Annotated in this window: 20 protein-coding genes and 1 riboswitch; of the genes, 4 read left to right on the top strand and 16 right to left on the bottom strand. The window is 59.6% G+C overall.

Features of this window, described 5'->3' with window-relative positions; all coding sequences use genetic code 11:
• Window positions 1-65: 65 nt before the first annotated feature.
• The 3 genes from gcvPB to JI721_RS11600 all read right to left on the bottom strand — a co-directional run bounded on the left by gcvPB (window position 66) and on the right by JI721_RS11600 (window position 4,636).
• Window positions 66-1,541, bottom strand: a complete 1,476-nt coding sequence (gcvPB, locus tag JI721_RS11610; protein ID WP_274455043.1) for an aminomethyl-transferring glycine dehydrogenase subunit GcvPB — start codon at window positions 1,539-1,541, stop codon at window positions 66-68.
• On the bottom strand, window positions 1,538-2,908 hold the full coding sequence (gene gcvPA, locus JI721_RS11605; RefSeq protein ID WP_274455042.1) for an aminomethyl-transferring glycine dehydrogenase subunit GcvPA: 1,371 nt from the start codon (window positions 2,906-2,908) through the stop codon (window positions 1,538-1,540). The genes gcvPB and gcvPA overlap by 4 nt, the downstream gene beginning before the upstream one ends.
• Window positions 2,909-3,124: 216 nt before the next feature.
• Window positions 3,125-3,233, bottom strand: a riboswitch (glycine riboswitch).
• Window positions 3,234-3,394: 161 nt separating this feature from the next.
• On the bottom strand, window positions 3,395-4,636 hold the full coding sequence (locus tag JI721_RS11600) for a threonine synthase (protein ID WP_274455041.1): 1,242 nt from the start codon (window positions 4,634-4,636) through the stop codon (window positions 3,395-3,397).
• 321 nt (window positions 4,637-4,957) lie between these two features.
• On the opposite strand from JI721_RS11600, the gene JI721_RS11595 reads away from it, so the two are divergent.
• The gene (locus tag JI721_RS11595) at window positions 4,958-5,536 is read left to right on the top strand and encodes an MreC domain-containing protein (RefSeq protein WP_274455040.1); all 579 of its coding nucleotides are present in this window, start codon (window positions 4,958-4,960) and stop codon (window positions 5,534-5,536) included.
• Window positions 5,537-5,614: 78 nt separating this feature from the next.
• Here JI721_RS11595 and JI721_RS11590 read toward each other — a convergent pair whose 3' ends face one another.
• The 4 genes from JI721_RS11590 to JI721_RS11575 form a co-directional block, all read right to left on the bottom strand.
• Window positions 5,615-7,081 (bottom strand): CoA-acylating methylmalonate-semialdehyde dehydrogenase, encoded by a 1,467-nt coding sequence (locus JI721_RS11590; protein ID WP_274455039.1) that lies wholly within the window; start codon window positions 7,079-7,081, stop codon window positions 5,615-5,617.
• A gap of 24 nt (window positions 7,082-7,105) precedes the next feature.
• Window positions 7,106-8,479 carry an aspartate aminotransferase family protein gene (locus tag JI721_RS11585; protein ID WP_274455038.1) on the bottom strand — a complete coding sequence of 458 codons (1,374 nt, stop codon included), beginning with the start codon at window positions 8,477-8,479 and terminating at the stop codon, window positions 7,106-7,108.
• A gap of 17 nt (window positions 8,480-8,496) precedes the next feature.
• Window positions 8,497-9,621, bottom strand: coding sequence for an alanine dehydrogenase (ald, locus tag JI721_RS11580; protein ID WP_274455037.1), 1,125 nt, complete (start codon window positions 9,619-9,621; stop codon window positions 8,497-8,499).
• Window positions 9,622-10,069: 448 nt separating this feature from the next.
• Window positions 10,070-10,639 (bottom strand): GNAT family N-acetyltransferase, encoded by a 570-nt coding sequence (locus tag JI721_RS11575; RefSeq protein ID WP_274455036.1) that lies wholly within the window; start codon window positions 10,637-10,639, stop codon window positions 10,070-10,072.
• Between the two features lie 388 nt (window positions 10,640-11,027).
• Between JI721_RS11575 and JI721_RS11570 the strand changes: the two genes are divergently transcribed.
• Window positions 11,028-11,345 (top strand): YnfA family protein, encoded by a 318-nt coding sequence (locus JI721_RS11570; protein WP_274457831.1) that lies wholly within the window; start codon window positions 11,028-11,030, stop codon window positions 11,343-11,345.
• Window positions 11,346-11,644: 299 nt separating this feature from the next.
• Here JI721_RS11570 and JI721_RS11565 read toward each other — a convergent pair whose 3' ends face one another.
• The 7 genes from JI721_RS11565 to JI721_RS11535 form a co-directional block, all read right to left on the bottom strand.
• Complete coding sequence (locus tag JI721_RS11565; RefSeq protein ID WP_274455035.1) at window positions 11,645-12,163, bottom strand: hypothetical protein; 519 nt, start codon at window positions 12,161-12,163, stop codon at window positions 11,645-11,647.
• A gap of 96 nt (window positions 12,164-12,259) precedes the next feature.
• Window positions 12,260-13,579, bottom strand: coding sequence for a glycosyl hydrolase family 18 protein (locus JI721_RS11560; RefSeq protein WP_274455034.1), 1,320 nt, complete (start codon window positions 13,577-13,579; stop codon window positions 12,260-12,262).
• A gap of 136 nt (window positions 13,580-13,715) precedes the next feature.
• Window positions 13,716-15,218 (bottom strand): hypothetical protein, encoded by a 1,503-nt coding sequence (locus JI721_RS11555; RefSeq protein ID WP_274455033.1) that lies wholly within the window; start codon window positions 15,216-15,218, stop codon window positions 13,716-13,718.
• The gene (locus tag JI721_RS11550) at window positions 15,215-15,733 is read right to left on the bottom strand and encodes a hypothetical protein (RefSeq protein WP_274455032.1); all 519 of its coding nucleotides are present in this window, start codon (window positions 15,731-15,733) and stop codon (window positions 15,215-15,217) included. The genes JI721_RS11555 and JI721_RS11550 overlap by 4 nt, the downstream gene beginning before the upstream one ends.
• Window positions 15,734-15,902: 169 nt before the next feature.
• Entirely contained in the window at window positions 15,903-16,805 is a 903-nt protein-coding gene (locus JI721_RS11545) for a glycerophosphoryl diester phosphodiesterase membrane domain-containing protein (protein ID WP_274455031.1), read from the bottom strand.
• A 33-nt stretch (window positions 16,806-16,838) separates the two neighbouring features.
• Window positions 16,839-18,620, bottom strand: coding sequence for an ABC transporter ATP-binding protein (locus tag JI721_RS11540; RefSeq protein WP_274457830.1), 1,782 nt, complete (start codon window positions 18,618-18,620; stop codon window positions 16,839-16,841).
• Window positions 18,621-18,652: 32 nt separating this feature from the next.
• Window positions 18,653-20,530 carry an ABC transporter ATP-binding protein gene (locus tag JI721_RS11535; protein ID WP_307015897.1) on the bottom strand — a complete coding sequence of 626 codons (1,878 nt, stop codon included), beginning with the start codon at window positions 20,528-20,530 and terminating at the stop codon, window positions 18,653-18,655.
• A gap of 129 nt (window positions 20,531-20,659) precedes the next feature.
• Here JI721_RS11535 and JI721_RS11530 point away from each other — a divergent pair, with 129 nt between their 5' ends.
• Both JI721_RS11530 and JI721_RS11525 read left to right on the top strand, forming a co-directional pair.
• Entirely contained in the window at window positions 20,660-21,178 is a 519-nt protein-coding gene (locus JI721_RS11530) for a transcription repressor NadR (RefSeq protein WP_274455029.1), read from the top strand.
• A 146-nt stretch (window positions 21,179-21,324) separates the two neighbouring features.
• Window positions 21,325-22,704 carry a purine-cytosine permease family protein gene (locus JI721_RS11525; RefSeq protein ID WP_274455028.1) on the top strand — a complete coding sequence of 460 codons (1,380 nt, stop codon included), beginning with the start codon at window positions 21,325-21,327 and terminating at the stop codon, window positions 22,702-22,704.
• A gap of 47 nt (window positions 22,705-22,751) precedes the next feature.
• Here JI721_RS11525 and JI721_RS11520 read toward each other — a convergent pair whose 3' ends face one another.
• Window positions 22,752-23,312, bottom strand: coding sequence for a helical membrane plugin domain-containing protein (locus JI721_RS11520; protein WP_274455027.1), 561 nt, complete (start codon window positions 23,310-23,312; stop codon window positions 22,752-22,754).
• 80 nt (window positions 23,313-23,392) lie between these two features.
• The gene (fdhF, locus tag JI721_RS11515) at window positions 23,393-26,404 is read right to left on the bottom strand and encodes a formate dehydrogenase subunit alpha (protein WP_274455026.1); all 3,012 of its coding nucleotides are present in this window, start codon (window positions 26,402-26,404) and stop codon (window positions 23,393-23,395) included.
• Window positions 26,405-26,480: the final 76 nt, after the last annotated feature.

Below are 26,480 nucleotides of genomic sequence, written 5' to 3'. Positions count from 1 at the left end.
GCGCACAAACGAGCCGTGATGGAAGGGACAAATTCGTCACCCTGGACTGTCCAGCACGGACAGCGTCAACCTTGCGATGCTGTGAACGCGTACCGCAGCACGGGCGTCCGCGCGGCCTTCGTCTCATCCAGCCGGCTGACGACCGTCCGGTGCGGCGCAGACGTGACGTAGTCCGGGTTTTCCTCCACTTCCCGGGCAATTTGCAGCATGATGTCCGCGAATTCGTCGAGCGTCTCCAGACTTTCGCATTCCGTCGGTTCAATCATCAGGCACTCGTCCACAATCAGCGGGAAATAGATGGTCGGCGGATGAATGCCAAAGTCCAGCAGCCGTTTCGCAATGTCGAGCGTCCGCACCCCCAGTTTCTTTTGCCGGCGGCCGGACAGCACAAACTCGTGCTTGCAGACCTGGTCAAACGGAAGGTCGTACGCACCCGCCAAGCGCCGCATCAGGTAATTCGCCGCCAGGACAGCCGATTCCGACACCTGCTTCAGGCCATCCGGCCCCATCGTGCGAATGTACGCATAGGCCCGCACCAAAATCCCGAAGTTGCCATAAAAACCCTTCACCTTGCCAATCGATCGCGGCCGCTCCCAGTTGAGCCGGTACGCGCCCTCCGCGGTCTTTTCCACGACCGGTTTCGGCAGGTACGGTTCCAGGCGCTGCTTCACGCCGACCGGCCCGGCACCGGGTCCACCGCCGCCGTGCGGCGTCGAAAACGTCTTGTGGAGGTTCAGGTGGACGACGTCAAAGCCCATGTCCCCCGGCCGCGTCTGGCCGAGAATCGCATTCGCGTTGGCGCCGTCGTAGTACAACAGCCCGCCTGCTTCATGCACAATCTCGGCGATGGTCAGAATGTCTCGTTCGAACAGCCCGAGCGTGCTGGGATTGGTCAGCATCAGCGCGGCCGTATCCGGACCCACGGCGTCTTTCAACGCGTCGAGGTTGACCGAGCCATCTGGATTTGACGGAATCGTCACCGCCTTCAACCCCGCCATCGTCACGCTGGCCGGGTTCGTACCGTGTGCGGAGTCGGGCACAATCACCTTGTCGCGGTGTTCACCCCGTTCGCGGTGATACGCCGAGATCATCATCAGTCCCGTCCACTCACCCTGCGCTCCGGCGGCCGGCTGCAGACTGACGGCGTCCATGCCGGTGATTTCCGCCAGGTCGAGCTGCAGACGGTACAGGAGTTCCAGCGCGCCCTGCACGGTCGACTCCGGCTGATAGGGGTGAATCTGCGCAAAACCCGGCAGCCGCGCGGCGCGTTCGTTGCGCTTCGGATTGTACTTCATCGTACACGAGCCGAGCGGGTAAAAGCTGGAGTCCACGCCGTGGTTGCGCGTCGAAAGCGCGGTGAAATGACGAATCACGTCCACTTCCGAGAGCTCGGGCAGCCGCGCGGGTTCTGTGCGGCGAAACGCGCCCAGCTCCGACAGGTCGCTCTCGGGCACGTCGAGTTCAGGCAGGGTATACGCCTTTCGCCCGGCCTGGCTCAGTTCAAACACCAAGGGCTGGTCTCCTTCTCGCTGAATGCTCATCGGACCGCCTCCCGTTCTCCACAAAGTGCCTTCACGGCTGCGCACAATCCATCCAGTTCTTCCCGCGTCCGCAGCTCCGTGACGTTGAGCAGCACTGTCCCTTGCAAGTCCTCATAAAAACGGCCCAAGTCGAGCCCAAACAGGTACCCCTGTTCCAGCAGCTGAGTCTGCACCGCGTTAACCGGGCGCGGGATGCGGACCACAAACTCGTTGAAGAAGGGACCCGGGAACACCGCTTCCACGCCCTCCATCTGCGTCAGCGTTCGCTGTAAGTAGTGCGCCTTGTGGTAGTTCTGCACCGCCAGCTCCACGATGCCCTGCTTGCCGAGATATGCCAGATACACCGTGGCGGCCAGCGCGTTCAGCGCCTGGTTGGAACAAATGTTGGACGTGGCCTTTTCCCGCCGAATGTGCTGTTCGCGGGCCTGCAGCGTCAACACGAAGCCGCGGCGCCCCTGTGCATCCGTGGTCTCACCCACAATCCGGCCTGGGAGTTTGCGCATCAGTTCCTTGCGCGCCGCCATGATGCCGAGGTAGGGGCCGCCAAACGACATGCTGTTGCCGAGCGACTGGCCTTCCGCAACCACGATGTCCGCGCCACACTGGCCAGGCGGCTGCAAGACGCCAAGCGCGACCGGATAGACGCTGGTCACCAGCAACGCCCCGTGACGGTGCACAATTTCGGCGATTTTCGCCAGGTCCTCAATCCTGCCAAAGAAATTCGGATACTGGACGAGCACGCCCGCCACCTGGTCGTCGCACGCTGCGGCGAGCGCATCCAGGTCGAGGGTTCCATCGCGCCACGGCAGTTCGACGACTTCCACGGACTGTCCGGCCGCGTAGGTCGCCAGCACTTCGCGGTACTCCGGATGGACCGAACGCGCAACGAGCAGCTTATTGCGTCCCGTATGGGCACAGCACACCAGCCCTGCCTCGCCAAGGGCCGTTGGTCCGTCATACATCGAGGCGTTCGCCAGGTCCATGCCGGTCAGTTCGGCGACCATCGTCTGGTATTCGAAAATCGCCTGCAGCATCCCCTGGCTGATTTCCGGCTGGTACGGCGTGTACGAGGTGTAGAACTCCGACCGGCCCACGATGGCCTCGACGACACTCGGCTGATAGTGGTCATAGGCGCCTGCTCCGAGGAAGCTGACCACCTGTCCGAAGTCCAGGTTCTTGCGCGCCAAACCGGCCATGTGCCGCTCCAACGTGATTTCCGCCAGCGCTGGCGGCAGCGCCAGCGGACGGGTCAGCCGCACTGATTCAGGAATGTCCGCGAACAACTCGGACACATCCGTGATGCCGAGAAAATCCATCATCTTCTTGCGGTCTGCCTCCGTATGCGGAATGTAGCTGAACGTCCGCAATGCAATCCCCCCCATCAAACTGTCGCGTTCCAAACAAAAAAGACACGCGAAAACCAAGCCTCGCGTGTCTCTGTCTGTTCCACCTGAGAGTTCCCTTGACCCGGCGTCCACACCGCCTTGTCAAGTTGCCCCGTCGGTAGCCTGGTTCCCAACCCCTTTGGCAGGGCCCCTCGCGGGCCCGGCATCGGACGGTTCAGGACGGCTTTTCCAGAGTTGCATCCCCCGGCGTTCCGTGACCTGAGAGATTCTGTGTTCGCTGAGGTGGCGAACACATTGCCCCATCGGTGGAAGGTTCATCGACCTTACGCTCTCACGCCGAACTCATCTGCAGCCTATCAGGTTGTCAGATTGACCTTCCGCGTTTGCGGGAACACACCCACAACGCGGTTCCTGGTCATAGTATGCATGATTCGCGTTCAACTGCCAATCCCCTTCCCGCATCTCGCGGTATCGCACGCCATCCGTCCTCACGATGCCGCCCTGTTTTCAGGCACGCCGCGCCGGCAGCGCCAGGGCTTCCAGGTCCAAGTCGGCCAGGTCCATCTCCCTCGCGTCGTCCGCAATTTGGTCAATGTACTTGAGTCCAGTCCCCGTATTCACGAGCAGCACCCGCTCATTTCCCGTCAGCCAGCCCGCCTTGCGCAGTCTCCGCAGCCCGGCAAAGCCCGCCGCGCCTTCCGGGCACACATGAAATCCTTCCCATTCCCCCACCATGCGGCGAACCTCCTGAACCTCCGCATCCGACACCGTAGTCACGGTTCCGTTCGTGCGGTACAGAATGTCGAGCAGCAAGTAGTCCGCGGCAGGTTTGGGCACCCGCATGCCGAAGGCGATGGTCTGCGGGTCTTCCCATCGGGTCGTTTCCCGTTCGCCTTTCGCGAACGCGCGTGCCAGCGGGGCGCAGCCCTCCGACTGAATCAGGGCAAAGCGCGGCATTTTTGCGCCAATCCACCCCATTTGCTGCAGTTCCAACAGCCCTTTGTAAATGCCGACCACCCCTGCCCCGCCGCCGGTGGGATAGACAATCACATCCGGAACCGACCAGCCGAATTGCTCCGCGATTTCCAGCCCCATCGTCTTCTTCCCCTCGAGACGATACGGTTCGTTGAACGTGGAGACATCGTACCAGCCGTACCGCTTCGCGGCTTCGCGCACCACGCGTCCAGCGTCGCCGATGGTGCCGTTTATGGTGACGACTCGCGCCCCGGATACCACGCACTCCTTACGAGGCGTCACAGGCGCAGTGGTCGGCATCACCACCAGGATGGGCAGCCCCGCCCGCGCGGCGTACAGGGCCCAGGCGGCGCCGGCGTTGCCGTTGGTCGGGATCGCGACGCCAGACACCCCCAGCTCCTTTGCCCGGGAAATCCCAACCGACGCCCCTCTCGCCTTGAACGTGCCGGAAGGAAGCCTGCCTTCATCTTTGACCAATAAGTTGGGTACGCCGAACTGCGAGGCAACGCGGGGAAGTTGAAGCAGCGGCGTCATGCCTTCGTGCAGGGAGACAATCGAGGATTCCTTTTGAATGGGCAGCAGTTCGTGATAACGCCACAAGGTTTGCGGGCGTGCCGCCAAATCCGGTTTGCCAAGCGTACGTTGGACGGCTTTCAGGTCGTACGCTGCGAAGAGAATGCCGCCACAATCGCATCGCTCCCGGACCTCCGTCACTGGGTAGGTCCGATGACATCGTGTACACGTCAGGTGCGACAAATGGCTGTAGTTCTGCACGGCTTTCAGCTCCTTTTGTCCGAACAACGCCATGACATGATATGTCGCTCGAAGGACAGAGGTGCCACTGCGGCATCGAAACCGGTTTCTGCCCAGGTCTGGGCACCGGCGCCGCCATATTTGTAATGATACTTTACACAACAAATCCGATACAGCTTTATTTATGTTATATTTTCTTACATTAATCATTGACGAGTCCAGCGTTTCCGTTATAATGAATGACATCATCTGCTGCAATCGGGATTTGCTTTGTGAAAAACCTGCCGTTCGACCGGTCATCCGCGTCATGCCGAGAACAACGTGAAGACAGGAGGAAGTGTCATGGAAAACTTCGAGTGGCGACCAGAACACATCGACACCCTGAACCGGGTGGTTGCTCAGTATATCGCTGAGGGACGGGACAAATCAGACGCATTCAAACAGTTCGCACGGGCGTACGGCATCAAATCCATCAACGCGGTCCGCTATAAATGGACGACCACGCACGCCTCTTCCGAACCGCCCGCCGCCTTTATCCCTGCGCCGGTCACAGAACAACCACGGGCGAGCGCCCATGCGGAAGAACCCGCCCAAGCCGACGAACCCAACATCCCCAGCACGGCAAGGGCAAAAGCGCCGGAGGCGCCGAGTGAACCGAACCGCAGCGTGTTCGAAACGGCGAAGGAGAACGTATTTCTGAAAGCGGAATTGCGGCGAAAACAGTCCCTCATTGCGCGGCTGAAGCAACGCAACATCCGTCTGCGCGAAGAAAATGAGGAGCTGCTCCAGCGTCTTCAATCCGTCGCTCCGGCGGTACCGGCCTCCAACCTCGTGGTGGTCGTCGCCGCGGACGACACCGGCTTCGAACGGCTGGCACACCTCATCGGCCGGCCCATGAGCGCCGAGGCAGCGGGACACTAACAGCAGCGCGCCGGCGAGCACACGAAAGCCCGGCCAACACGCGCCGGGCTTTCTGGATTTCCTTCACGTATCTGCTGCTTACACATATCTGCCCGTCAACATCTTGCGCCGCGTGTAGAACTCCACCCCGTCGCGGCCGTTGACATGCAGGTCGCCGTAGAACGACTTCTTCCAACCCGAGAACGGGAAGAACGCCATCGGCGCCGGAACCCCCACATTGACGCCCAGCATCCCGGCGTCAATCGTCTGCCGGAACTTGCGAATCGCCGCCGCGCTGTCCGTGAACAGACACGCTCCATTGGCGAAATCGGACGCATTCGCAGTCTCAATGGCTTCTTCCAGCGAATCGACACGAACCACGCTCAGGACAGGCGCAAAGATTTCATCCTGCCAGATTTTCATGCCTGGCTTCACATGGTCGAAAATCGTCGGGCCGACAAAGTACCCCGCGCCTGCCGCCGCCACGTCATCCTTGCGACCGTCCCGCACCAGCCGCGCGCCTTCCCGTTCGCCCGTTTCAATGTAACCCAGGGTCCGATCCCGATGGGCCGCCCGAATCACCGGCCCCAAAAAGACGCCTTCCTCCAGACCGTTGCCCATGCGAATCTCGTCCGCTGCCGCCGCCAGCCGCTCCACCAGCGGGTCCGCGATGTCGCCCACGGCGACCACCACCGAGCACGCCATGCAGCGCTCGCCCGCGGAACCAAAAGCCGCGCCGATAATTTCCTTGACCGCGAGGTCGAGATTGGCGTCCGGCATCACAATCGTATGATTCTTCGCCCCTGCCAGCGCCTGCACCCGCTTTCCATGGCTAGCGGCGGTCTTGTAAACGTACTCCGCAACCGGCTGCGAGCCTACGAAGGACACCGCCGTGATGTCCGGATGCGCCAAAATACCGTTCACAACCTCGTGCGCACCATGGACCACGTTGAGCACGCCGTCCGGCAATCCCGCCTCCGTCATCAGTTCCGCCAGCCGATTGGCGCACAAAGGAGTGCGCTCAGAAGGCTTCAAGACAAAGGTATTGCCGCACGCCAGCGCCAAAGGAAACATCCAGCAGGGCACCATCATCGGGAAGTTGAACGGCGTGATCCCGCCCACAACCCCAACTGGGTAGCGGTACATGCCAGACTCCAAATCGGTCGCAATGTCCGGAAGCTGGGAGCCCATCAGCAGCGTGGGCGCACCAGCGGCGAACTCCACACACTCAATCCCGCGCTGAACTTCGCCGTACGCTTCCTTATAACTCTTGCCGTTCTCGATGGTAATCAGTTGCGCAAGCTCTTCCCAGTGTTCCATCAACAACTGCTGATAGCGAAACAGGATGCGCGCCCGGCGCGGCACCGGCGTGTCACGCCAGGTCCGGAATGCTGCTTTAGCAGCGGCGACCGCCTGGTCCAAATCCGACTGATTGGAGATGGGCACGTAGGCGATGGTTTCCCCGGTGGCCGGATTGGGGACTTCCAAACGCTCGCTCGAGCCCGAGTCCACCCATTGACCGCCAATGAAGTTCTTCAACGTTTTGACTGGCGCAGCAGTACTCACATGGATTCCCCCATTTCAGATGATTCAGTCTCTCGCGGATGAAATCGCCTCGATGACCGTTTGCGCGATGAAATCCAGTTCTTCATCGGTGACCACGAACGGCGGGCACAGCGTCAAAACGTTGTTCAGATTGCGTACCGTATCGCCGTTCTTGCCAATCAACACCCCCTGCTGCTTGCACCGCGCGATGACTTGACCGACGAACGCTGCCGACGCCGGGGTTTTCGTCGTCTTGTCTTCCACCAGCTCGATCCCGGCGAGAAACCCGAAGTGCCGCAGGTCGCCCACATTCGGGTGCGCTGCCAGGACGCTGAGCCTTTCTCGCAGTCGGGCGCCAAGCACCGCCGCGCGCTCCACCAGGTTCCGTTCTTCCATCAGTTCGAGCGTGCGGACGGCCAGGGCGCAGGCCACCGGGTTGCCACCGAAGGTGTTGACGTGGCGGAAGTGGGCGTATTCCTCCGTGTCCCGGAATACGTCGAACAGCTCCGCCCGTACGGCCGTGGCCGACAAGGGCAGGTATCCGCTCGTGATGCCCTTGGCCATCGTCACGATGTCCGGCTGGACGCCGAAGTTCTGGAAGCCAAACGGTTTCCCCGACCGTCCGAAACCACAAATCACCTCGTCGACAATCATCAGCACGCCGGTTCGGTCGCAAACCTCCCGCACACGTTGTAAATATTCGGGCGGCGGAACAATCATGCCTCCACCCGTGATGACCGGTTCGATAATCACGGCCGCGACCGTCTCCGGGATTTCCCAGTTGATGACCTGCTCGTACATGTCTGCGCACTCCACCCGGCACGCGCCCGGCTGTTTGCCGAATGGGCAGCGGTAGCAGTCCGGGGGCGGCACATGCACAAACCCGGGTGCCAGCGGTTCGTACTTATACTTGCGCTGGAACTGTCCCGTCGCGGCCAGCGCCCCCATCGTGCTGCCGTGGTAGGCGCGGTACCGGGAGATGATTTTCCACCGCTGCGGCTCCCCGTTTTGGGCATGAAACTGACGTGCGATTTTAAACGCGGCCTCATTCGCCTCTGAGCCGCTGTTCGAATAGAAGACGCGGTAGCGTCCACCCAGCCACGTGTTGAGCTTTTCGCCGAGCTCGATGGCCGGCTTGTGCGTGTGGCTCAGCGGATAGTACGGCATTTGCACCATCTGCTCAAACGCCGCCTCGGCAAGGGCCCGCTCGGAGTAGCCCAGATTCACACACCACAGCCCAGACATCGCGTCCAGATAGCGGTTGCCGTCTTCGTCCGTGATATACGGGCCCTCTCCCCGGCTGACCACCATCGGGTTCAGGCTCGCCGGATACGGCGTCATGCCGTGCCATACGACTTCCCGGTCGCGCTCGACCCACGGCGCGCTGCCGACAGTCCCCGTCTTGTCTACAATGGACATCTTCCCTCACTCCTTTGTCAAGCGGTCACCCAGTGCTGCAGGGCAGCATCTGGCTGCACCCACGGGAGACCAAACGCGTCGGCAACGCCCTGATGCGTGACGTGCCCCTGCACGATGTTCACACCCCTGAGCAGCGCGGGGTTCTGCGCCACCCGCTCCAGTCCACCGCTCGCGATCTGGAGAATATAAGGAAGGGTTGCATTGGTCAGGGCAAACGTGGAGGTTCTCGGCACCGCACCCGGCATGTTGGCCACCGCATAATGAATGACACCATCGACCGAATACGTCGGATGGTCATGGGTGGTGACGCGATCGGCCGTTTCCACACACCCTCCCTGGTCGACCGCCACGTCCACGATGACGCTGCCTTGCTTCATGTGCGAGACCATGTCGCGCGTCACCAGCTTGGGTGCGCGGGCACCGGGAATCAGCACCGCACCTACCACCAAATCGGCGTCACGAACCGTCTGTTCAATCGCGTAGGCGTTCGACATCACCGTCTTCACGCGGCCCCCGAAGATTTCATCGAGGTAACGCAATCGCGCACCATTGACGTCCATCACGGTCACATCCGCACCGAGCCCCACCGCGATGCGGACCGCTTGGGTGCCGACCATGCCCCCGCCGACCACCACCACCTTGGCGGGTGGAACCCCCGGTACACCGCCCAGCAAAATGCCCGGTCCCCCGTTTGGTTTCTCCAGAAAATGCACGCCGACCTGCACAGACATCCGCCCTGCCACTTCACTCATCGGAGCTAACAGCGGCAGACTGCCATCCGGCAGCTGCACCGTTTCATAGGCAATCCCCGTCATACCAGAGGCAAGCATGGCCTCTGTCAAGGGACGATCCGCAGCCAAATGCAAGTAGGTAAACAAGAGCAGGTCTTCCCGAAAGTACCTGTACTCCTCCGGGAGCGGTTCCTTCACCTTCACCACCATTTGGGCCTGCCAGGCCTCTTCCTGACTGCCCAGCACCGCCCCGGCAGCAACGTAAGCTTCATCCGTGAAGCCGCTTCCCTCGCCAGCGCCGTGTTCAACCACGACCACGTGCCCAGCATCGACCAGAGCCTTGACGCCCCCAGGGGTCAGCCCGACCCGGTCTTCTCGCAACTTGATTTCTTTCGGCAGTCCAATTCGCATCCGCTGCGCCTCCACATCACGAATAACGACTAAGTTCATCATAGAGGAAGGAGGATGAGCGTGCCTCTGACGATCTGTAAGAAAACAGAGGAAAGAGATGTTACATTCAGTAACGGACCGCTCTCACAAACCGCGCCATCTGGCTGTTTGGTTCGATCCACAGGACCACTTCGTCGTAACTTCCTCTCAATCGAAAATTTGGAGTGGTGTCTGTGGATGAATTGGTGCTTTATTCCTTTCGTTTGTGAAGATGCGCACAGAAAATCCAACCTTGCATCTGGCACTTCACCGTAGAACGCATAAAATCCAAGAATGGTGTCTTCCGGCTCTATCACGAAAACCTCGGAGGATTGTATGTAATCAGATGTGATTGTGAGTTCCTTTCGACATGCTTCAAGAAAATCGTCATCGTAGCCCCACACCGCCTTCGAGCGGAGAGCGAGATCGGTCAAAATCGGACCTTCATCAGCCCTCGCCGCCGAATCGGATTCACAATTGCAAAATGCAGATGGTCTCGCCACCTCCCGTTGATCAGCACATTCTTCTTGTTGAGCCCCTCTTGCAGGAACCTCGCCTTCTCAAGCACACGAATGGAGCCTACATTGTGCGGCATCACGCCAGCTTCGATGCGATGAAGACCCAGAACCTGAAAGGCGTACTTCACGACGAGCTTCACTGCCTCTGTGGTGTATCCATGACCGTTGTGTCCCTGGTCCAGATAGTATCCGAGCCAGCACGACTGATAGGGACCCCGTACAACCTCCGTTAAGGACACTAGTCCGACGAGTTCGTGACTCTCACTGAGAAAAATACCGAACGAATACTTTTGGTCTTGCTCCATCATCGCGAGGCCTGAGTGGATGGACATCTGCTGGTACTCGACTGAGTAAAATGCCTCTGGCCGATCAATCAGATACGGCTCGAAGAAATCACGATTCCTTTCATTCAGAGCAACCAAGGATACGGCGTCCGACTCTTGCAAAAACCTGAGATAAATCCCGTTCCCAACAAGTTTCACATGTATCACCGCCAATGTCGTAGTCGCAGCTAATTTTTGCAGAAGAGCGCTACGCTTTTCGTGAGCGTCAAATCCCACACACCTTCAAGAAATCCGTCCGGGAGGGCAGAGTTACCTGTAATAACAACATACCCCACCAGACTGTCTAGCGGGGTGCTTCGCGTCGAAATGGTCTTTTACCGGTTTCGCGTCCGGGTTTCTCTTAAGCCCCAAAATCGGATTGGACAGACTCCCTGCTGGATAGCATACTGGAACAGGAGGAAGATGAGATATGGAACGACGGTCCACAGTTTGTCACTAAGGTCTTTGAATCGACATGTAAGCAACTGGAGGTGGAGCACGACTTTTGCGAGTCAGTTAACGCAATTAGAAGCGGGGGCAAGCAATGATAGTCCGAGCAATTTTTCTTTTCTTTTTAGCAGGATTCGCAGAGATTGGTGGAGGCTATCTCATTTGGCAATGGCTCAAAAACGGAAAACCGTTATGGGTCGGGATTATCGGAGCCGTCATAATGATTTTGTATGGTGTTTTGGCTACCCGCCAAGAATTTTCGTTCGGCAGGACCTACGCCGCCTATGGTGGGATTTTCATAGCGATGGCTGTGCTTTGGGGCTGGTTCATTGACAAGCGGTTTCCTGACATGAGCGAGTGGATAGGGGCAGGTATTTGCATGGTAGGCGTTGCTGTAATGCTCGTGAAAAAGTGAACAGGGCGAGGTTAAGCCCTTCCCGATGAATGATGATAGTGTTCTGTGCCTTCATCGCAACAAAGTCCTGTGCAGCCGCTCATGCTGCGTGGTGGAGGATGGGCGTTTTTTGTTGCTTACAAACAAATACGCCTCCGCATGCACGGAGGCGTCCGCCGCAGACAACGCGGCAAACGGGGTAAGGGTGATAGAAGTAGTCTAGCGCCTTTTGATTTCAAACGATCGGGAAACGTGTCGACGGGCAAAAATGATTTTGCCAGCTTGTCCACCCGCGGCATTGGTGCAAACAAGAAGGGTGTCTACCACCCTCCCCACCAATGAAATCCGGCCAAAAGCGCGATGCCGCCTGCAACCGCGAGGACAAGCCCCGGCCAGATATCCACCGCAGCAGGCATTTCCAATGTGTAACCAATCAGTTCAATGTGTCTGCGAAGGCTCTCCAGATCACGCTTTTGCATCGTTTCGACAACCGTCTCCGAAGGGCGTCGGCGGCGCGCGCGGCCGCGGCCGACGACGCGGGACGGCTTCACCGTAATGCGCACGTCACAGACCGTCTTGCCTGCATACACCACGACGCCTTCGTGACCTGCCCATGGACTGTCGGCCGTGGCGCGGATCCGCACACGGTCGCCGGCCCGAATCGACCGAACACGAATTTTTCGTGCAGCGCGGACGCTGGCACTGTAGGTCCTGAGCCCCTCGCGATGCCCCCCGGTGGGTACATCCGTGAGGGCAGCGTCCGTGTTGTTCTGCTTCGCGAAGATGCGGGGGAAGCCCAGTGCTTCAGCTGTCGATTCCTGTTTCCGATCTCCAGACATAAGCATCCTCCCCGTCCCTGCAGACCGGGTTGGGTCAGGCCGTCCGTCCATCTGCCCGCCCATGTTTCCGGCGCGTGCATGACTCTTTCGTCATCATTACACCTTTCGAATCTGAAATGTGTCGGCCATCAGGTACCACGCCTGCGGAAATTCATTCCCCAGCACCCAGTAAGAAACACCCCGAAGATTCATGTCGTAGATGAGTTGAAACTTGATGAGCACCGACATGGCGTCATCGAACCACACCTCGTGCTCCGTGCCATCCGCACGCCGATAGCGGAAGTACGGGGATTGAGAGGCCACATCCCATTGAATGGGCACCTGTTGAACAATGGCTAAGTTTTGCGCGCTGTTGTTCGAAATCCCGGACGCCCGACGCCCGCTCGGATACGGCAGAGGCCAGTCGTATCCGTACAGAGCCATCCCCATGAGGATTTTCTCGCTTGGAATGACGGACGTCGCGTATTCCAACACAGCACGCACCTGATTGAGCGGCGCGATAGCCATTGGCGGACCGCCGACCCATCCCCACTCGTACGTCATCAGCATCAGGAAGTCGACCTCCTGGCCGAGCGTCCGATAGTCGAATGCCCCCATCCAGGAAGCCTGTGGGTCATCTGACGTCTTGGGGCCCATCGCGATGGACACGAAGAACCCACGCGCACGCACCGCCTGGCCAAGTTCGCGAATGAACGCGTTATAGAGCGGACGGTCAGACGGCCGCATGTGCTCGAAGTCCACATTGACACCGCGAAAACCCTTCTGCTGCATCGTTCGTCCGATGTTTTCAATCAATCGGCGGCGAATCGACCCATTGGCCATCAGCGTGTGCGCCAGTTCCGTATTGAAGTTGGTCCCGTCGAAGTTGGTGACGGTCATCAATGGCGCGATGTTCAATTGCCTTGCCGCCTGAAGCCCCTGGGCATCTCTCGGGGGCACAAGGGTTCCGTCGGCCCGGGCCTGGTAGCTGAACATACAGACGTACGTGAGACTCGGCGTGTCACGCAGGATATTGGCGTCACTCAGCGTGCCTTGCGGCAGCAGGTATCCGTTTGCTTCGATGGTCTTTTTCTCCGCTGCCGTCAATGGACGCGGCAAATACAGGGTCTGCCCCGCCGTCAGCTGCATGCCGCCGGTTTGCTGGCCAGTCGGCTGCCCATCCCGAATTCCCGTCCAACTCTGCAACTGTTCTTGCGAAAGGCCCGTTCGCTGGGCGATGGTCGCGAGCGTGTCGCCGCTTCGAACCTGGTAGGCCCGTACCGCCGTCGGCGGCCCTGGAACCAGCAGGTGCAGACCAGGCACCAATCGATCTTCATCGCCCAGTTCATTGAGTCGATTCAACGCTCGAGTTGACGTACCAAACCGTTCCGCGATGTCGCGCAGGGTATCCCCTTCGACAACCGTGTGAATCCACATGCCACTCCCACTCCTTAGCAGCACCGGGGGTGCCGACGAATCCATCTAGGCAAATGCTCTGTGCATGATATGCGATGAGTGGGCGATGTGTAACTTGGGGGAATCCGAGGTACGACACTTGTACTCAAACCGACCCTTACTGAGCGGACGAGGTCTGCGGTGCGGACTTCTTCACGAGAATCTCCGCGGTCATGTCCTGATACACGACCTGCCAGTCTGGTTGATGGGAGAGGTACGTGGCCAACACGGAGCCTGGCGGGAACAATACAACTGTGAACCCATAGCTGTCGATGAGTCCAGGGCCGTTCCACCAGATGTTTTCCATGGCCAGGTAGTTGGAAAAGGTGTCGTTCTCCAGGTAGATGTCGGTTCGGCCGTCGATAAAGGGCGAGATGCCGCGGTAAATCAGATAGCCGCCCCAGCTGTAGAGGTTCAACAGTTTTCCGTGTTTCAGCAGGTGATGGCTCTCCAGATAGTTCACCGCGTAAATGGGATACGCTGTGTTGTCGAGATGACTGGCGAACGAACCGCGCACATTGGGCAATTGCGTGCCAAAGGCGAACAAGGCGCCAAGCGACACCAGGGCGTTGATGAGCTGCATGACCCGAGAGGGGGTGAGCAGCGCACGCACGCTGTCGCTGAGTGCGGCCGCGAGCATGGGAGCCGACGCGATCGCGACATAGGGCATGAATCGCTGGTGAATCAGTGTGACGATGAGTGAACCGCCGAAATACAGCGTCTCGCGCATCGGAATGGTGCGGCGGCGCGCGATGATGATGAGCGCGGTCACCGCGAGGAACGGCAGCACGCCATACTTGAAATACTGGCCGTGGAAGTCGGGCGAATGCCACTCCATGATGTTGTTGGTCATGAGGGAGTTCGTCGACAGCAGGGCGTACGTGTACGCCTTGAGGCCGTTTGGGTTGATGAGCCCAAGGCCAAACCCGGCGACTGCCACGCCAAGCAGCCTGACCCGCGCGCCGGCAGGCAGCCGCAGTCCCTCCAGCCGGCCAATCGACGGCACGAACGACAACGCGACCTCCAGCAGCAGCATGATGACACCGATGCTCGCGGACCCATGGAAGTTTGTCCACAAAAGCAAGAGCGGCGGCACCAGCCACAACGCGCCAAACTCCCCGTCGCGCACCTTCTGTAAAATCCATAAAAACACGGCAAACATCAGGTAGGACACCAGCTGCGGTCGAATCACCCAAAAAATCAGCCCAGCCAACACCCCCACACAGGCGGTGACGGCTGCCACCACGCGATTGCCGTGCGACGCGCGGATGCCCGTGGCGTACAACACCAAGGTCGTCAGGGTCTGGATGCCAACGATGAGCAGCCAGGCACCTGCAAACTTGAAGTGATTGACGAGCCAGGCCAGCACAACTTCAAACAGCCATTCCTGCGTGACCCAAGGTTTGCCGCGCATGGACCAGGAGAACGGATCGGTCGTTGGAATCGTGTGATGGGACAAGATGTAGCGCCCGGTGGCAAGGTGCCAGGGCGTGTCGGGATCGGAAATATTTTGCATGGCGTAGACGGCAAAGCCGAGAATCCAGACGCACAAAATCATCGTTTGGATACTGAACAGCCGCTGCCATGCTGGTTTTTCCTGAGGAAGCATGTGAAAGCTCAAACGTCTATCCCCCGACCCTGTTGGATACCGTTCAGGAGCGGCCACTTGACGTGGCGCCGCACAGCTTTTGCGACACTCTGAAGCACGCCGTACATATCATCTGGAGACATCGATTCCAAGGTATCTGTCAACACCGACGGATCGCCAGTTCGCTCGAGGCGCCGCTGGTTGTGGCTGCCGTGGAATTCCGGGTCAAGCCCGAGGCGGGAAAACGGAAAACGGGGCGGATGCGGTCTGACCAGCCTCACATCGACCATCGGAAGACCGATGAACTGCCGCCACACATGCCGAACCAGCTCGCGCCGCGTTGGGACTGGGATGGGACGCATCTGTTTACGGAAATCCATGAGGAAGTCCGACCAGCGCGGCGGCAAGGGCTGCGTCAGGCTGATGATGAACTGCCCGTGCCGCACAACCACCCATGCGTCACGCCATTTGCCATCGTCATTTGTCGGCGCAGGCTGCTGCCAGCCAGGCACTGTGTTGGGCAACGAATTCACGTCTGGGTCGTTCATCGAGGTCATTCGCCCCTTTGCGAACATTTCAACTCCCAATGACTTCGCTGAAGTGGTCACAATCCCCTGCCTGAAACCTGCGGCAAACCGTCTCGACCCGACCAGCCATCTGGGCCGCACGGACAACGACGGGCAATCTGCCGCCCGTTCACCAATGCAGCCGAACGGGTCATGAAGCCGCGCGGATGCGCAGGTCCACATACAGCACACTCATCGCCAACAACGTAAACGGTACGAGGAAGAGTTGAACCAAATCGATGATCACCAAGATGACCCACGCATTTTGCGTCACCGATGCAATCAATGCGCTGATGACAATGCGGATGGCACCGGGAAGCACGACCGTGAGCAGCATAAACACAAGCGTCCGCCACAGCTGACCTTTCGTCAATTGTGCCGAGCGGCGCGCCGACTGCGATGTGCGGAGGTTCTCCTCGTATGCGACGGGCACAACGAAGGCGAGTTTCACCGCAACCACGATGACGCAGCACAGCAGCGCGGCAGCGAGAATGCCGGCCACCACCGTCGACCACACGGACGATCCCGCGGCCGCGGTCACGATGGCCCCCGCCAAGCCGATGATGAATCCGCCCGCGATGACCGTGAAGAACTTCAGGATGTCCGCCCACAGCACTGCCAGCGCCGCGGCACCGACGCGGTGAAAGGCATGGGAGAACGCGTTCGGCATGGAAACCGACGATCCGCCCATGTTCCGCCGTACCACCATATGCACAATGATGCCGTACAGAAGCGGCGTCACCAACACTGCGTTCAACAGGCTCAGCACCCACGATACGGGCGACGGACCGGTGATGCCCGCATGCTGCTCCATGGCAGCAAGTTGTGTCAAACTGGTGACATGCGTCAGGTGTGAAAAATCAAAGGCCAGTATTTTGGCGGAATTCGCATTGAAAATCGCGTCCAGAACGAAATACGGAACCAACACGCAGATGGACGCGGTCAGCAAGAAGCCGAAGTCCATCCGATAGTGGCGCAGCGCAGCGCCGAACAACTGCCCGATGCCCCGGGGCCCAACCAGCGCCGCATGGTGCTTTGGAGACTGCATGCTCATGGATGCCTCCCCGCTTCATACAACTGCGTATCATCATACCATAAATAGGGGGTTGGAAGCCGCTGAGTGACGCGTTGACGGCGGTACAGGCGCCTCGTCGATCCCGGACTTGGCATACAACGTCGCATACAACCCGCCCATCTCGAGGAGCTCGTCGTGCGTGCCCTGTTCAACAATCCGTCCCTTGTCGAGCACGATGATGCGGTCCGCGTTTCGGACCGTCGACAGACGATGCGCGATAACCAGCGTGGTACGGTTCTTCGAGACCGCGCGCAGCCCGGCCTGCACGAGTGCCTCCGTGTGGCTGTCGAGGTTGGCCGTCGCCTCGTCCAGAATCAGGACGCGCGGATTGAGGCAGACAATGCGCGCGAACGAAATCAGTTGGCGCTCGCCCATCGACAGGTTCGCGCCTTTGGCGTACAGACGCGTGCTGTACCCATCCGGCAGTCGTTCGATGATGTCGTGCGCCCCCACTGTCCGCGCCGCCGCCACCACGTCTTCCTCGTGAATGTCCGATCGAAACAAGCGGATGTTATCGGCAACAGTGCCCGTAAACAGATTGACCTCCTGCTGCACCAGGCCAATCAGCTTGTGTAAGTCGCGCTGGCGGATCCGGCGCACGTCGATGCCATCGAGCAAAATTTCCCCGGCCTGTGGCTCATAGAACCTGGCCAGCAAGCTCATGACGGAGCTCTTGCCCGCACCGGTAGCGCCGACAAAGCCAATGAACTGCCCAGGCTCGACCGAGAAGGAGATGTCCTTGAGGACAGGCTCGTCCGGTTTGTAGCCAAACGTGACGTGCGCAAATTCGACGCGGCCTGCGACTTGCCCTGTCAGCACGTCCACCGGGTCCGGCACATCCTGAATCCCAGGTTCAACCGACAACACCCGGCCGATGCGCTCGGCAGCGACCATGGCGGACTGCAAGGTATTCCACTGCTGCGTGACCGCGTTGATCGGCTGGAAAAAGCGTTGAATGTAGCTGATAAAGGCGTACAAGGTGCCAAACAGGATGACCTTGTGCAGCACCGCCTCGCCGCCGATCCATACCACAGCCGCCACAGCGACGTTCCCCAGCAGCTCCAGTGCCCGGTTGAAGTTCACGGAGATACTGTACTCCCGGACGTTCGCTTGGCGGTGGCGTTCGTTCAATTCGTTGAAGGCGCGCGCCTGACGCGGTTCTTGGTGGAACGCCTGAATGATGCGCATCCCCGCCAGGTTTTCCGCGAGAAACGCGACGATGTTGGACAGCCTCGTCCGCGTGGTCTGATACGCGGAGCGCAGCCGGGTGCGAAACGCCAGCGAAATGGCGGCGATAACCGGCAGGATGACCATCGCGTACGACGCAATGCGGACATCCAGTTCGAACATCGCGAAGACAATCATCACAATCGACAGCCCATCCCGCACGAGACTCAGGAAGAACTGCGTGAAGAACTGGCTGACGGTTTCGGTGTCGTTGGAGACGTTCGTCACCAGCCGGCCGATGGCATTGCGGTCGAAAAACGACATGCTCTGCGACTCGATGTGGGTGAACAGGTCGAGCCGGATTTTGCGGATGATGCTCTGCCCGGAGTACTGCAGCAGCAGCATTTGCAGGTAGTTCGCAGCCAGGCCGACCAGCACGATGACCGCATACACGCAAGCGATGACCAGCACGCCGTGCAGGTTCGGGTGCTTTCCCGAAATGTCGTTGTCGATCGCGATTTTCACCAGGTAGGGCTGCACCACGTTGGTGGCATTAAAAATCGCGACGAGCGCAAACACCCCGATGAAGTTCCAAAAAAACGGTCGAGCGTACGGCAGCAAACGCATCAAACTGCGTATGCTCCCTTGCGGGCGCTCATTCATGCGGTCGTCACCCCACTCTCCTGCTGCATGGCGTACATGGAGGCGTACGCCCCGCCCGCAGCGACCAGTTCGTCATGCGTTCCGTGTTCAATCGGGCGGCCCTCCTCGAGGACCAAAATCTGATCGGCGTGACGCACCGCGGAGAGGCGGTGCGCGACGATGATGGTCGTCTTGTGCGCACGAAGGCGGCGCAGATTGGCGAGAATCGCCTTTTCCGTGTTCATATCCACCGCGGAGAGGCTGTCGTCCAAAATGAGCACGGGCGCGTCCTTGAGAAAGGCGCGCGCAAGTGCCGTGCGCTGCTTCTGACCGCCGGAGAGTGCCACGCCGCGCTCGCCAATGATGGTGTCGAACCCATCCCGAAACGCTGCGATGTCATCGTAAATTTGCGCATCTCTTGCAGCTTGTTCGATTTCCTGCGGTGTGGCCGTTTCCTTGCCAAAAGCAATGTTCTCGCCAATCGTCGTCGAGAACAGAAACCCGTCCTGCGGCACATAGGCAATCGCTTCGCGCAGGGTTTCGAGCCGCAGCTGGCGGATATCCACGCCGTCCAAGAAGATGCTGTTCGCCGGCGGATCAAACACACGCATCAGCAAACTCACCAGCGTGGTCTTGCCAGACGCCGTGCGGCCCACAATGCCAACCGTCTGGCCATGCGGAATCTGCAGGCAGATGTTCGCGAGCACATCGTGATCGGCATCAGGATAGCGGAACGCGGGCAGGCGAATCTCGACGTCGCCTGCGATGGGGTCCACATCCACCGGGTGCTCGGGGTCCGTGATGTCCGGCGCCTCCAGCAGCAGGACTTTCAGCCGCTGCAGGGAGGCCGAGGCGCGCTGGAAGTTGTTGATCACGAAGCCGATTTGCTGCAGCGGCGTGATGAGCATGCCCAGGTACAACGTGAACGCGACAAACGCCCCCAGCTGGATGCGGCCCACCAGCGCGAGGTACCCGCCGTAGCCCAACGCGATGACAAAGCTGAGCGAGCCCATGAGCGGGATGAGGGCCTGAAACAACGCACTGCGCCGAAACAAGCCCATCTGGCGCTCCACAATGGTGTCCACGCGCTCTGTGAAGCGCGACGCCTCGATGTCCTCGTTTGCCGTCGCCTTGACCAGCCGGATCGCCGACAGACTCTCCTCGGTCAGCTCGGCCATGTCCGACAGCGCCTCCTGCACGCGGCGCGACGCATTGCGGACGCGGGGTCCCATCCAAACCACAAAGAAGGGAATAAAGAGAATCGGGATCATGCTGATGAGCGTCAGTTTGACGCTCACGGTTCGAAACGTCATGAACAACGTGGAAATCATCAGGAACACCGCGTTCGACAGGATGTTCAAGCCGCCGGACAGCGCTTCGCGCACGGCCTGCACGTCGTTCATGGCGTGATTGAGCAGATCGCCAATGCTGCGGCCCCGAAAATAGCTGGTCGACAGCCGCTCCCAGTGGCTGAACAGCCGCTTGCGCAGCAGGTATTCGAACAGCCGCCCGCTGTGGCCGTTGCTGTTCTGCCCGATGCCGTAGAGAATCACATACACAACCCCGACAACGGTCAGCTGCAGGCTGTATATCCCAACCGCGTGCAGGGTCAGCCGGCCTTTTTGCAGCGTGTTGGTGAATTGACCGAGGATGTGCGGGAACTGCACCATCACAATTTCAGATGCCAAAATCGATAAAATTGCAGCCGTATAAGTCCATTTTCTCGACCAAAGGAACTGTCTCAGGAGGCGCCGCGGGTCACTTGTCTCCGACGGGTGGACGGCCGGATGGACGATGTCGGCTGGTGGACGGGATGTTTGGTGATGTGATGGCCGGCCGTCTGGTGTTTGACCGTTCGCTGGCTGATGATTCGCTGGATGTCCGTCGATTTTCACGTCCCTCCCTATTTGAATAGTGTATCAAAGTAAACCCATGATTTCACCGCAGTGCAAATGCTATGATATACCAGACCACGGAAGATATGAGGCACAAAGCAGCAGCGGGTTTGAGAAGGAGCGAGTGCAATGGTAGACCTGAGCCCCCGACAACAACAACTGCTGAACTTGTTACAGTCCCAACGTGAGGCGTTGACCGGAACCGACCTCGCGTCGATTTGCAAGGTTACCCGTCAGGTTGTCGTTCATGACATTGCAATTCTGCGTGCTGCCGGCCACAACATCCTCTCTACACCCCGCGGTTATGTGATGGCATCCGACGCGGCTGCCCACCGTCCCACGCGCATTCTTGCCGTGTGCCATCCACCAGAATTGACCGAAGCCGAGTTGACGACCCTGGTTGATTACGGCATCGCCGTGCGGGACGTCATCATCGAGCACCCCCTGTATGGAGAACTCCATGGCAACCTTCACCTGGCGTCCCGGAAGGATGTGGAATGCTTCATTCAGCAAGTCCAGGCATCCAGTGCTGGACTCCTGTCCTCCCTTACGGACGGTCACCACCTGCACACCATTGAGTACACATCCGAGTCCCGCCTGACCGAAGCGATCGCACAGTTGCGACGCTTAGGCATCGAAGTATTGTAGCTGCCTCCTCTGAATGCGTGTTGGCAACCGCTTGCCAAATTGAAAATACAGGTGTATATACATATTTGTGCGAGAGTTTGTATATACACCTGTATTTTCATATTGGTTTGTGATTGGACACGGAAGGTTCAGAGAGGAGACGGAACATGCCATCGAACACCGGCGTATTTCCCGAAGTTCAATATGGAGACCGTTTATTGACAGTCGAACCCTACAGTATCCAGCCGGTCGCAGCACTCGACCGGCACGGAAAGGCCTGGCAACAGTTGATGCTGTGGCTGGGCTCAAACCTCACAATTGCAGATTTCGCACTCGGTTTCCTGCCGGTGTCCCTGGGGTTGCCATGGTCGTGGAGTATCGCTGCGATTGTCCTTGGCAATTTGATCGGTGCCGTCACACTAGGGCTGTGCGCCGCTATGGGCCCCGTGTATGGCGTTCCACAACTGATCATCGGGCGCTTCACCTTTGGCCGCATGGGCGGCTATCTCCCGACGGCGCTCAACTACGTCAGCACCATTGGCTGGTTCGCGGTCAACAACATGCTCGGAACGTTCGGGCTTCGCATCCTTCTGCCGCAGTTGGCGTTCTGGCAAGGCGCCGGCCTTCTGGTCATCCTCCAGGGTTTGCTGGCCATCTATGGGTACAACCTGATTCACGTGTATGAACGGGTCATGTCCGTCGTCCTGGGCACCCTGTTCCTCGTTGTGACGTTCCTCACACTGCGGCATCCAGCCGCGCTCACCGTGTATCACCCGCACGCCGCAGCACCGTGGGCCATGTTCGCCATCATGGTCGCATCCGTCTTCTCCTACATCGCCAGCTGGGGTTCGTACGCTTCGGACTACAGCCGTTATCTCCACGCCGACGTCTCGAAAGGCCGCGTCGTCTGGAACGTTTTTCTGGGGGCATTTCTGGCATCCACATGGCTTGAACTTGTGGGGTTGCTGGTGGCCGTCCTCGCCGCTTCGCCCACATCCAATCCGATTGCTGCCCTGCACCTCGTCACAGGTGAATTTGGCGACGTTGCGGTGATCGCCATGATCCTCGGCGGTACGGCAGCCGACGCACTCAACCTGTATTCCAACGCCTTGTCGGCCAGCGCATTTGACATCCGGGTTCCGAGGTGGGTGTTGACGGTGGTTGCCAGCCTCGTGGGACTGGCACTCAGCCTCGCGTTCTCCGGCAATTTTGAAGCGCGCTTTGAAGACTTCCTGTTGCTGTTAGGCTATTGGATCACGCCCTGGTTTGGCGTCCTCTTCACCGACTTTTACTGGTTCGGGCGCCACCGCCTGGCGGCATCCGATACACGCAGCGTCCGACCGGTTCTCTGGCAGGGGGTCGTCAGTTTCCTGATGGGTATCGCTGTGTCCATTCCGTTTATGGACTCGTCGCTGTATGAAGGCCCGGTATCGAAGATGCTCGGCGGGGCAGACCTGGCATTTTATGTGGGATTTATCGCTGCGGCGCTTGCCTATCGAATCCTCGGGGCCAGCGCAACGGCAGGGCCGCACATCCGGAAGCGTTGACGCAGGCGGGGCACCGCGCACAGGCGGCACCCCGCAAAGGCCAAAGCCTAAGTGTTCTCGTTCTCGCCTTCGCCTCGCTGCTCAAATGCGAAACTCGCGCCGCTGCCAGCGCCAGGTTCCGCCGGATTCGCCGCTTCCTTCACCGCGTGCCCGAATCCTTTCAGGAAACCGAACAAGACGCCAAGGCCGGCGCTCACATCTTCATCGCGAAGCAGCCCCAACAGGCTCCATGCCCCCGTCACCACGGGCCGGTCTTCGGCGTTCATCGCCGTCAGCCCAGCGTTGACCTGACGGAACAGCCCCACCAACGCTTTGGCGTCCAGCTCACTCATGCCCTGCACGAGGGCGATGGCGTTCTTCATCAGGCTCAATCCACCCGGCTTCTCGGCGGCGCGGATGATGATTTCGAGGACGCGATCGCCCCGCTTCAACAGGGCGATCACGATGTCCAACAAGCCCTTTTCGTGCAGCAAGTCAACCAGTTCCAGCCCTTGCTCGAGTCCCTTGTGATGCTCCGTCAGGGCAGCCATCAGTTCAGTCATCGCCGCCTGCTCTGTGCGCAGAGGACTCGGCTCTTCCTGCGCGATTGTCAGAATCGGCTTCGCCACGCTGTTCACCTCCAACCCAACTCAAAAAATCAGCCAACGCCGCAGCCCGAGCGCGCCACCGGCAGCCAGGAGCGATGGCCTCAAGGTCCCATTTGGTTACTGACCGCACTTGGTTCGCGGACGTTTGCAGCCACTTCGGAAGCATCGCCGACGAGCGGTGCGTAATCCGAACGCTGCCACTTCTTCTCCACCCGCACGCCCGGCTGCGGGTTCGGATGCCCGAGCCGGAAGTTGCCCCGCACGATGGGCGACGCGCCGCGCGGTTCCAAAACTTCCATGCGGACCGAGATCTCCTTATACGCAGGCGTGTGCGTGATGGCGTCGTGGTAACTGCTGGTCAGGTAATTGACCGCTTCCTGGTCTTTGGGCGTGTTCATCGGAAGGTACAATTCCTTGCCCTGGACGCGGTCGGTCACGGCGGCCCGCAGTCTCACCTTGCCGTACGGGGACACCAGCCGCACCAGCGCGCCCGTCACAATCCCCCGCTCCCTTGCCAGCTCGGGCGAAATCTCCACATACGCCGTTGGCACCTTTTCCTTGATGCCCGGCACACGGTACGTCAGGTTGCCCTCATGGAAGTGTTCCAGCATCCGGCCGTTATTCAAATGGAGATCGAACTCCTCTGCCATCTCGAACGGATGCGTCCAGCCCACGGGGACGAGCCGCGCCTTGCCGCCCGGCAGTGCGAATTCCTCGAGGTACAGCACCGGGGTATCTGTGCCGTCCTCGTACACCGGCCACTGCAGGCTGTTGTACCCCTCGAGCCGCTCCCACGTGACGCCTTTCATCAGTTCTGTGTGTGAGCACGCCTCTTCCAGAATCTCGCCCGGGTGCTGATAATTCCAGTTTGCGCCCAGCCGGTTCGCGAGGTCGCAAATAATTTCCCAGTCCGGCCGCGACTCGCAAAGCGGCTCCAGCGCCCGGTTCAAACGCTGAATCCGGCGCTCCGTATTCGTAAACGTGCCCTCTTTCTCCAGACTCGGGCTCGCCGGCAAAATCACGTCGGCAAACTCGCACGTCTTGCTGAAGAACACGTCCTGCACGACGAAGAACTCCAGCTTTTCGAACGCGCTCTGGACGTGGTTGGCGTTCGAATCGACCAGCGCCATATCCTCGCCAAACAGGTACATCGCCTTCAGTTCGCCTTCGTGAATCGCCTCTACCATGCGGTGGTTGTCGAGGCCCGGCGTGGTCGGCAGCGCCACCCCCCACGCCTGCTCCCACTTGCTGCGAACCGTCTCGTCGTCGACGCGCTCGTAGCCGGGCAGGTATGGCGGCGAGCAGCCAAAGTCACCCGCACCCTGCACGTTGTTGTGGCCGCGCAGCGGATACGCGCCCGTCCCCGGCCGGCCCGCATTGCCGGTGACCAGCAGCAAGTTGCAGATGGCGGTGCTGGTATCGCTGCCCCCCATGTGCTGCGTCACACCCATCGCCCAGCAGATGCAGGTCGATTTGGCGTCGCGAATCATCTCCGCCGCACGAATCAAATCCGCCTGCGGAATGCCCGTCACTTCTTCGGCATACGCCAGCGTGTACTGCTCCAAAGACTTCGCGTACTCGTCGAAGCCCTCCACGCGGGTATCGAGGAATTCCCGCGCGTGCCAGCCCTGGTCAATGATGTACTTTGTCACGGCAGACAGCCAGACCAGGTCGCTGCCCGGATTCGGGTGCAGCAGCAAATCCGCGCGCTTGGCCATGTCGTTCTTGCGAATGTCGGCCACAATCAGTTTTTGCCCGTACTTTTTGTGCGCGCGCCGGATGCGCGTCGACAACACCGGGTGCGACTCCGCCGGGTTCGCGCCGACGATGATTACCAATTCCGCCTTGGCCAAGTCTTCGATTCCGCCGGTGTCCCCGCCGAGCCCCATCGTCTTGCGCAAACCTTCCGTGGCGGGCGCCTGGCAGTACCTCGAGCAGTTGTCGATGTTGTTGGTCCCCATCACGGCCCGGGCAAACTTCTGCATCAGGTAGTTTTCTTCGTTCGTGCACTTTGACGAAGAGATGTAGCCTATCGCATCCGGTCCGTGCTTCTCCTTGATTTCGGAGAGGCGGGTTGCGGTATACGACAGCGCCTCGTCCCACGTTACCGGCACAAACGTGTCGCCCTTGCGAATCATCGGCTGCAGCAGCCGGTCCGAACTGTTCACAAAATCCCAGCCAAACTTGCCTTTCACACACGTGGAAATCTGGTTTGCCGGGGCTTCCATTTGCGGCTCGACTTTCAATACCTTTCGCCCTTTGGTCCAGATATCGAAGCTGCAGCCCACACCGCAGTACGTACAGACCGTCTTGGTCTTCTTGATGCGCGCTTCGCGCATCTCCGCCTCAACTTCCGAGACCGTGAAAATCGGACCGTAGCCCGGTTCGACTTCCTTCGTAATGTGAATCATCGATTCCCACACCGGCGGCTTGATGGCGGTCATGAACCCGGCCTCGCCCAGCATGTTCTTCTCCATCAGGGCGTTGCACGGGCACACCGTCACGCAGTGGCCGCAGGACACGCAGGAGGACTCGTTGATGGGCACGTCATCGTCCCAAATGACGCGGGGACGTTCGCGATCCCATGCGATGGAGAGCACCTCGCTGACCTGCAGGTTTTGACAGGCCTCCACGCAGCGGCCGCACAGGATGCACTGGTCTGGGTCGTACCGATAGAACGGGTTGGAATTGTCCTGTTCATACGGTTTGGGTTCAAACGGGTACTTCTGGTGCTCAATCTCCATCATCATGGCGGTGTTATGGACCGTGCAGTTGTGGTTGTTGTTGTCGCACACCGTGCAGTACAACTCATGGTTGTGCAGGATGCGGTCCATCGCTTCCTTGCGGCCGAAGCGCGCCGCCACCGACTTCGTTCTGGCGCGCATGCCGTCCCGCACGGGCGTGGCACACGCCCGAACCAGCGTGCCGTCCACTTCTGCCAGGCACGTGTCGCAGGTTTCAATCGGGCCGAGGGCCGGGTGATAGCAGACGTGAGGAAATTCCGAAGTGGTTTCCAGAATCGCCTGCAGCAGGTTCGCGCCCGCCGGCACAGACACCGGCTGGCCGTCCACTTCCACTTGCACGCGGGTTACAACATCCGGTTGACTTGCCAATCGACTCCACCTCCGTACGGCTCAACACATCACAAGCTTCTCATTCCAGTGTTCACGAAGACAGGCAAAATATCCG

The organism is Alicyclobacillus cycloheptanicus (assembly GCF_028751525.1).
Taxonomy (GTDB): Bacteria; Bacillota; Bacilli; order Alicyclobacillales; family Alicyclobacillaceae; genus Alicyclobacillus_L; species Alicyclobacillus_L cycloheptanicus.
The sequence above is the reverse complement of the archived record's forward strand: the minus strand, read 5'-3'. Positions and strand labels throughout refer to the sequence as shown.